The sequence below is a fragment of the Cypionkella sp. genome (genome assembly GCF_028290025.1).
GTDB lineage: Bacteria > Pseudomonadota > Alphaproteobacteria > Rhodobacterales > Rhodobacteraceae > Cypionkella.
Genome location: NZ_JAQGKQ010000019.1, coordinates 1 through 7,770, shown reverse-complemented (window position 1 = coordinate 7,770; position 7,770 = coordinate 1). Strand labels below are relative to the sequence as shown.

Here is a 7,770-nt window from a genome sequence, read left to right as displayed (position 1 = left end):
AACTCCCCTACGACTGGCCTCCATCCGGTGCTCAATTTGGTGCTCCACAGCAAACCTCCCGCAAACTCAGTTGCAGGACGGCATGCCCGAAATCCGGCTAAGCCGAAACCACGGGGGCGGCGCAGCGTTTACCATGGGCGTGTAGAAGGGTCGGTTTCCTATGGCGAATTGACCGTCCAACCCGGCGCAACGGTGGAGGGGGACCTGAAGAAAATAAGCCCGGCGAAGCGTGAGGACCATTTGGGCGGATCAGCTGTGCTATAACGCAAAATGGCTGAAAGTGGCTGCTTCCAGCAGTGCTGCCTGATCAGAGACTCGCGGTAGCGTACCAATTGCGACGGGACGCCCGGTAGCGAAATCCGAGACCAGTCACACGCCAGCGCTATACGGCACGAAAGCCGAAGTCCTTCGATCCGCTAGGCTTGCGAACCTAAGCGCGGTCAAGCGGCAAAGTGCTTGAATCGTTCGGGTCTCAGGGTCGCGCTACGGCCGCTGGGGCGATGTGCGCAACGACTAACATGTCGGCGCTCGCCCAGCCTGCCAGCTCCGCTCGTGTCACGGCAGATGAGTGGTCAAATTTCGCGACCGGTTTGTCGGATAAGCCAAGACCGGGCATCCGCTGGGCCCGCTCATCGCACACCCTTACGCAGCGTGACAGATGGCGTTGCCCCGCCGCGGTGCGTACACCCGTCGATGCCACGCTGGCTGAGCTCGGCCTCAGCCGAGACGACTATGGGCGTCGTGCCAGGTTCTCCGACGCCCGCGGATCGTCACACAGAGGGACCTGATCGCGCTGGTGCCCGGTTCCGGATCGTAGTCACGCTGCGGGCTGGATGGGTCAGCGCGTTCTCGCTGCCCGTTCCTGCTCCAGCGATTGCCGTCTTCGTTATCTGGCACCGCGCAGCGATGCCGACCCCCGTTCATCGCTGACTGAGGGAGACAGTAATTGTCACTGGCCGCACTACAGCGTCGGAGAGTCAGCGGTGGCGCTCCCGAAACATTATCGTTGGCGGGACACCATGCTGCGACGCGACGTGATATTTAGCGCTGACTGACCCTGCCAATAGGCAGGCAGGTCAGGTCCGGAGGAATTTGTTTGCCAAATCAGGCATCGCGGTTGTGATCCTGCTGAGAGCTGCAAAGCGGCGGCATGGGGTGTTGGATTGATCCGCAGCAAGTGGTAATGTTAGGGTTGGACTATGTGCGGGGAGGGCACTGCAACTTCGAGGACAAGGGTCAACTCTTACTTTACGGGACGACCGGCTTTCCGATCAGCGGAATGGCTCACGTATTTGACGCTAAGGTCGACAACCCTCCTATAAGTTCGTCGCCGGGATTGACTGACAATCTGAACGCCGCGCTGTCCCCAAGCCTCAGCAAGGGAACAGGCCAGAACTCTCACATTTAATAAGACGTATGTCTCTACGCCAAGCGCTGCTTAATACCACGTAGCATGGCGAGATGGGTTTCTATTGCCGGAACGCCAACGATGGACGCACCGCGCGCCATCGGATCGCTGCCTTTTTGGCATATGCCGCATGGATTGCACGAAGCTCCTGATGACCTGCTATCTGACTGTCAACATACATCATGTCAAACTCCCGACCAGCCGGTGCGGCTTCTAGCTGCGCCAAAAGCGCCGCATGCTTTTGACTTACGCCTCCCGCTCCGGCCTCTGCGGCAAAGGCGAGAGCCACAGCCTGCTGTTCCGTAATTTCAAATGCAGCAAATGTTTTTTACAGTTGGATCGGTGGCTTTATCGCTGGCGATGTTACTGCTCAGCAGGGCGAAATTGCCACCTAGCAAAGCCGGTCGTTTTCGGGATCAGAGGGCGCAGCAGCTGTCGTCTGGCTGAAGCCTGCAAAAGGTACAGCTGCTATTGCGGCAGTGCCGACAACAAATAGGTTTCTACGGTTCATGAAGTTCTCCAATGATAAGGTCTGTCTTCATCAACCTCAGATGCGCTTTTTTGTTCCGCTCGGGGCGCGCTATCACCGAGACATCGTGGATCTTTTCAAATCGGATGGGTATGTCTCAGCGCCGACAAGGCTCGTCTCGAAAAGGTCGTTTCGGATTGCAGTTGCGGCTACGGATGCTTGACCCATTGCATGGCTGATCTGATCAAGACCAAGCACCACGTCACCTGCCGCGTAGAGACCGGGGATATTGGTGCGCTGATGTCGATCAACAATAACACATCCCTCCTCGGTTCGCTTCGCGCCCAACATTTCTGTCAATTCGGACCGAACATCTGATCCCAGAGCCGCGTAAACAGAGTTGAACGAAATTTTACCTTTGACAGTTGTTACGATAACAGAGTCATCATCGTATTCATAACCCGCGATTGGCCCGCTGATCGTTTTGATGCCAAATGCGTCAAGTCGTGCCCTATGTTCGGGCGAAAGATCGTGACCCTCGGCTGGAGACATCAGCGTGATGTCATCCGTGAAGCTCCGTAAAAACACCGACTCGTTGACGCCCCTGTCGCCCGTACCGATCACGCCAATACGCCGACCGGTAATCTCATATGCGTCGCATACCGGACAGTATCGCAATAGTCCGCGCTCAACTGCTGAATCGTGTTCGCTGTCCGACATGATGGGACGATGATTGTGAACGCCCGTGGCCAGCAAAACTGATTTTGCGAACAGCACGTCGTTTTCGCTTAAGCTGAGCAAAAAGCTCTCTCCAGTTTTCACCAGAGTTTCGACATGCCCAAGCCTGAATTTGACGCCATATTTGGCCGCTTGCGAACGCATTCTCGCCAGGAGTTCCGTTCCCGCAATGCCGTCCGGAAAACCTGCATGATTGTGCGAAAGCGGTATCATTGCGGCACGACTTCGCCCGTCTTCAACTACTATCACATCCAGATGATAACGCGCGATATAGATCGCTGCGGTCAATCCCGCCGGTCCGCCCCCTACGATGACGCAGTCATATAACTTACCGTTCATGGTTGTTAATATTAACAGTTAGGCAACATGCCGCGCAAAGGCGGAATTTCTTTTTGCGCGCAAAGTATGGCAACCTGAGGTTATAAAGGAAGCGCACAGGTGATTGGTTCGCATCACAGTTATCTGCTCCATGTCATTTCCGGATATTTCTCTAGGGCGTGTGACCATTTCCAATTGCGAAGGTCCGACGCCAAACCTACTCCACGGCAGGTTTGGCGTCGCCTTGTACCCGCGCTTGGCTGTTCAGGCAGCCTGCCGCAACGCGGCCTCGTTGACAGAGGTCTCAGCAAGCTGAGTCAGCGACTCATCCGTCGCTTCTTCTTCCTCGAGCGTCTGGGACAGCAACTCTTCTGCCTCTGTCATGCCAAGACATGCTGCCCAAGCGCGCAGGGTGCCATAGCGTGCCATCTCATAATGCTCGACCGCTTGAGCGGCAGCAACGAGACCTGCGTCCAGCGCGGGGCTGCCTTTGAACGATTCCATCACCTCTTCGCCTTCGTCGATGATGCCATCAATCGCGGGGCAGGTTTTCGCTTGCGGCCGCTTGCCGATAAGCTCGAATACTTGGGCAAGGCGTTCGACATGCGTCTCGGTCTCGCCGCGGTGCTTTTCGAAAGCCGCTTTAAGATATTCGGACTGGGCTACGCGCGCCATTTTCGGAAGCGCCTTTAGGATGCGGCGCTCCGCATAATAGATATCGCGCAAGGTCTCGTGAAACATGCCTTCGAGATTTGGGTTTTTCATCATAAACTCCTTAGGTGGGTCAGGATTAAGGTGGTGTTTTCGGGGCAGCTTCCATCTCGTGCGTGGTGGCGCGGCCTAGCGAGGTGATCAAAGGGTCGGCGACAAGGGCCGTGCCTCGGCTGCACGCAACGTTCGGTCACCACATCGCGAACTGTAACTCCCAGAGTTTCAGATGCGACGGGCATAGAGACAGCTCCCGACATAGCGAACCCACTGTTTGACGGAAATCAAACCTCAACTGGGATGCCTAGTTCCCGCTTAAAATAGCGAAGTGACCGCGTTGCCCAAACCTGAGCGCGTTTCTGCGCATGTCTAAGTGAGGTCACGAGTAGCTCGACGACGTGTCGGACTGAATGGCCGGCGCGGCGCAGTTTTGGCGCACGTAAGGCGGGCTCGATTAAGAAGCGCTGCATCGCCGTGGGCGGTGGATTACGAAGGATTAGCCCTGCCAGCCGCGCATGTCATCGTCATTTGGCACGCGGCCGTGCGGGGTATATTGATCAACAGCCTTCGGAAGCTCTCGCGAAAGACGTGCGAGCAACTCGTCGCGTGACAGACCGGTGTGCTCGGTCAGATCATCGAGAACATCCGAGCCGATAGCCCGCTCCAAGTCGCGCGGCGCCACTTCCGCGTTCGGACCTGTGCCGACCCAAGAGTCCACCGCGTCGCCATGGCCATTTTGACGAAATCGCGTCGAGATCTCGCTCAGACCTCCACCGATGAGTCCACCGACACCAGCTCTACTGGTACCACCCGCCAAGCCGCTCGGCAACCCGCCCAGGCCACCCATATCGGCCGTCCGCCGCTCTCACCCCCACCAAGGAGGCCGCCAAGCAGACCACCCAAGCCGCCACCAGACGTGCCAACGCTGCTCATGTCGGACCGTCCAATGTCGCCCATGCTGCCGACGGCACTATCGCGGCCGCCCATCATCCGGGACAGCGTGTCACGGTTCTGATAGCCGGCCACAGCCAGCATGCCGAGAAGGGCTGTCATCGAGGGAAATCCACTACGGGCCATGTCATATTCCTTTTGTGAGGGGGCGCTCAGGCCCCGATGTTTTAAAGAGATGGGTTGGACGCTGCGGCAACCCGACAGAGGGCTCTGGCGCCCAACCGGAATTTGTGGGCATCCCCTGTCGGCCCAGCTAACGTGGTTCAGGGACGGTTCGGGTCGAGCGCTGTTAACGCCCGTGCGCAAAGCGCACGGACGTTGTGCCGCCTAGCGGCGTGTCGTGGTGGTGATTGCGCTGCGGTTTGGCATCTGCCGTGCTGTCAAGGTCGGGTCGACCGCCCCGGCACGTCCGCCGAACCAGGCGGCGATAGCACCGAGGATAAGGCCAATGGCCCCAAAGAGCATGCCGCTCGAAACGGCGTCGGTGGCAGTGTCGGCAACTTCAGTCACCTGCTCGGTGACCTCGGCAGTGGTCTGGCGATACTGCGCCTCTAGGTCGGCCACCTGCGTGCGGGCTTCCTCGATGGTTACGCCACGGGCCGCGACGATGGCCTGGGCAGCCTCCTCGCGTGCGGTTTCAGCTTGGGCCTCATCGCCGGTAATGGCAGCGCGCACAGCGGCCACGGCCGCATCACGCAAGGCTGCAGCGTCCTCGCCAGTGCCGGCAGGGATGGCGTCCGCGATCCCCGCCAGCGGGTCGTTTTCTCCCGAAGCGGCCGTCGCAGCCCCTTGGACAGCGGTCTGTGCCGTGGCACCGACAGTAGAGGCTACACCGCCGAGTGCGCCGGTCAGGGTTGAATAAGCTCCACCGATGATGCCGCCGACGGCCGACGTCAGGAGATAGAATATCAGGAGCGTCGACAGCGCCCAAGTGACCAGTCCGTGCCAGCCAGACGTCGACTCCTTTGGCTTGCCGCCAAGCCGGCCCGCTGCATACCCGCCCACGAACGAGGCGATGACACCGGCTGCGAGGAACCAGATCCCCGCGCCGATGCCGAGCGTGGCTGCCTCTGGATTGGCACCTGGTCCTTGACCCGGGTTGAGGCTTGCCGCCCCGATGCCGATGCCAAGCATGTTGAGGATCAACTGGAGGGCCAGTGTCAGGACGACACCGGCCATAACCGCACCCCAGGAGATCTGGTTGATCATGATGGTGCGCACATCTTCGACGGGCGTCGCCGGGCTCATATGTGGAGCGTCCGTGTCGCCGCGGCTGCGTGGCGTGTCGGGTCGGAAGGTGTCTGTCATGGGTATATCCTTAAATGCAGTTGATGGCTCTAAAGGGCTGCGCCAAGGTTAGCCGGCCCCAGTGGTCAGATCATGGGCTTCAGGCCCGGAGCCTCCGGGCCGCGTCGTTGGCGCGGCCGACGACGGTCTGCGCCGTACAAGCAACATAGGCGGCCCGGCCCTTGGCCTGAAGCTTGGCGACACCCATTACCTTGCCGATAACCGCCTTCACCGAGCTTTTGACTTTGGTGACGGCACCCTTACTTCTCTCGTTGTCTATGTCGGCTTCTGCGCGTTGGGGCGGCGAATACGCAGTGTGCGCATTCAGTCATTGCGGCATAAGCGTTATAAACGGTGAAAAGTTCCCGACAACTTACACTCGGACTATGCGTTGGGATTCCTGCGGACCAGGCGGAGGCCGGCCACGATCGCAACGAGCAGGACTTCGATGACGTGATGCTGAACGTCGCGCCGCGCGCGATACCAACCTTGGAACTGCGCTATGCAGCGGCCAGTTGCTGCGAGTGCCGATTGTAGGTCCAACTGCTTGTTCACCGCCAAAATCAGCATCAAAATTAGAGCTCAAAACCGTCGCCCGCGACCCGATCACGCCACTCACATCAGCACTGCAACCGCCAAGGTCGCGCAAACCAGATAGCTGTCGACGGTCAACCATTTCGTCAGATTTAAGTCTCTTAATTTCCGGGCCCATCGCGCTTGGACACAGAGGCGGCGATCCGCAAAATTAATTACCTTGAACATTCGGTTCCAACTTTCACTTGGCCCTGGGCGGTATCAAGTAAACGGCCCCATGTAATCGTTGCTTCCGTTTAGGCGCGGGTTTGCAGCCTGATCAATGGGTTCCGCCGGCTTCACCCCACGCTACTTGGCAACGGCGAGCGCCTTCTGGTGCGCCGTAAGATCGCCACACGTTCGGCTTGGGCCGCCAGCGCAATGATGCCAGCACCAAAACCGGGTTTGCTCTATTGAGGATGCCACTATCTCCGGCGACTTAGCCAAGGTTCCGGTCGGCGACCCTCGGCAATATGGCGGTTTCTCGCAGTCAGCTTGCGGATAGATAATCAGCTGAGATGTAGCCCTTTATGTGAGGCGATGCTATCAGCGTGACTTGGCACCAAAGCTCGCCAACTTCTGTTGTGCAGGTATGGCGCGTCACTGCAGTTCCATCTGGCAAACCCACGCTAATTTTGTAGCCTAGCCCTGGCCCCGCCCGCAGCTTCAAAAGGTCGTCAGTCCCGACACCTTTGACTGTGCGCCTGCTGGACATTTCCGCACAGCTGGCAACAAAAAGACACCGCTAGAAGGAACGGGAAAGCGATATAGCGCATTTTTTGCCCTCGTACATTTGCAAGTCTTTAAACTAACCATGGATGAGATCAAAGTCTGCCGTTGCCGGATTTAAATTGCCCATGTGGCTCGAAGTTGGGCATGCAAAAAGCACTAAGTTAGCCTCTGCAGTAATATCTTTCGGTTATTAACCTACGGAAACTGCGTCTTAAAACAAGGCTGCCTAATGGCGGAACATTGAAAGGCGAAGCGCGTTGGTTCTTAGAGCGATTTTGTTGGGTGGCGTGTGCAGGGTATCCTTACCAAAGAATACACTCGCCCTGATCATCACTCGCAAGGAGGATTCACTTGGCAGACACTCAATTTGAAGCCCTGCACCAAGCTCGCGCGGCAACAATTGCCATTTTTGCGCAATACGTAGCCCTTACTGAACTATGGGGGCAGATCCGTGGCTTTGACCCAAACAGCAAAAGTTCGATCACGGCGTTTCCCGATGTGGCGACTGCGGAGGTGGCGTGATGTGGGCGCTGATACTGCACGGCGGTGCAAAGGAAATCGAACCTGACAAAGCCGACGCCAGCCG

At 58.0% G+C, this 7,770-nt stretch carries 6 protein-coding genes and 1 pseudogene; 1 reads left to right on the top strand and 6 read right to left on the bottom strand.

Annotated features, from left to right (window positions below):
- Nucleotides 1–1,991 precede the first annotated feature (1,991 nt).
- From JWS10_RS02575 to JWS10_RS02550, 6 genes and pseudogenes are all read right to left on the bottom strand, one after another.
- A complete protein-coding gene (locus JWS10_RS02575; protein ID WP_299504473.1) occupies nucleotides 1,992–2,954 on the bottom strand; it encodes an NAD(P)/FAD-dependent oxidoreductase in 963 nt (320 codons plus the stop codon).
- Nucleotides 2,955–3,197: 243 nt separating this feature from the next.
- Nucleotides 3,198–3,698, bottom strand: a complete 501-nt coding sequence (locus JWS10_RS02570) for a ferritin-like domain-containing protein (RefSeq protein ID WP_299504472.1) — start codon at nucleotides 3,696–3,698, stop codon at nucleotides 3,198–3,200.
- Between the two features lie 439 nt (nucleotides 3,699–4,137).
- A complete protein-coding gene (locus tag JWS10_RS02565) occupies nucleotides 4,138–4,488 on the bottom strand; it encodes a YidB family protein (protein WP_299504469.1) in 351 nt (116 codons plus the stop codon).
- On the bottom strand, nucleotides 4,404–4,718 hold the full coding sequence (locus JWS10_RS02560) for a hypothetical protein (protein WP_299504466.1): 315 nt from the start codon (nucleotides 4,716–4,718) through the stop codon (nucleotides 4,404–4,406). The genes JWS10_RS02565 and JWS10_RS02560 overlap by 85 nt, the downstream gene beginning before the upstream one ends.
- Nucleotides 4,719–4,919: 201 nt before the next feature.
- Nucleotides 4,920–5,900, bottom strand: coding sequence for a PhnA-like protein (locus JWS10_RS02555; RefSeq protein WP_299504463.1), 981 nt, complete (start codon nucleotides 5,898–5,900; stop codon nucleotides 4,920–4,922).
- A 1,042-nt stretch (nucleotides 5,901–6,942) separates the two neighbouring features.
- Nucleotides 6,943–7,228 (bottom strand): annotated as a pseudogene (locus JWS10_RS02550) (SH3 domain-containing protein).
- A gap of 307 nt (nucleotides 7,229–7,535) precedes the next feature.
- Here JWS10_RS02550 and JWS10_RS02545 point away from each other — a divergent pair.
- Nucleotides 7,536–7,706, top strand: a complete 171-nt coding sequence (locus tag JWS10_RS02545; protein WP_299504460.1) for a hypothetical protein — start codon at nucleotides 7,536–7,538, stop codon at nucleotides 7,704–7,706.
- Nucleotides 7,707–7,770: the final 64 nt, after the last annotated feature.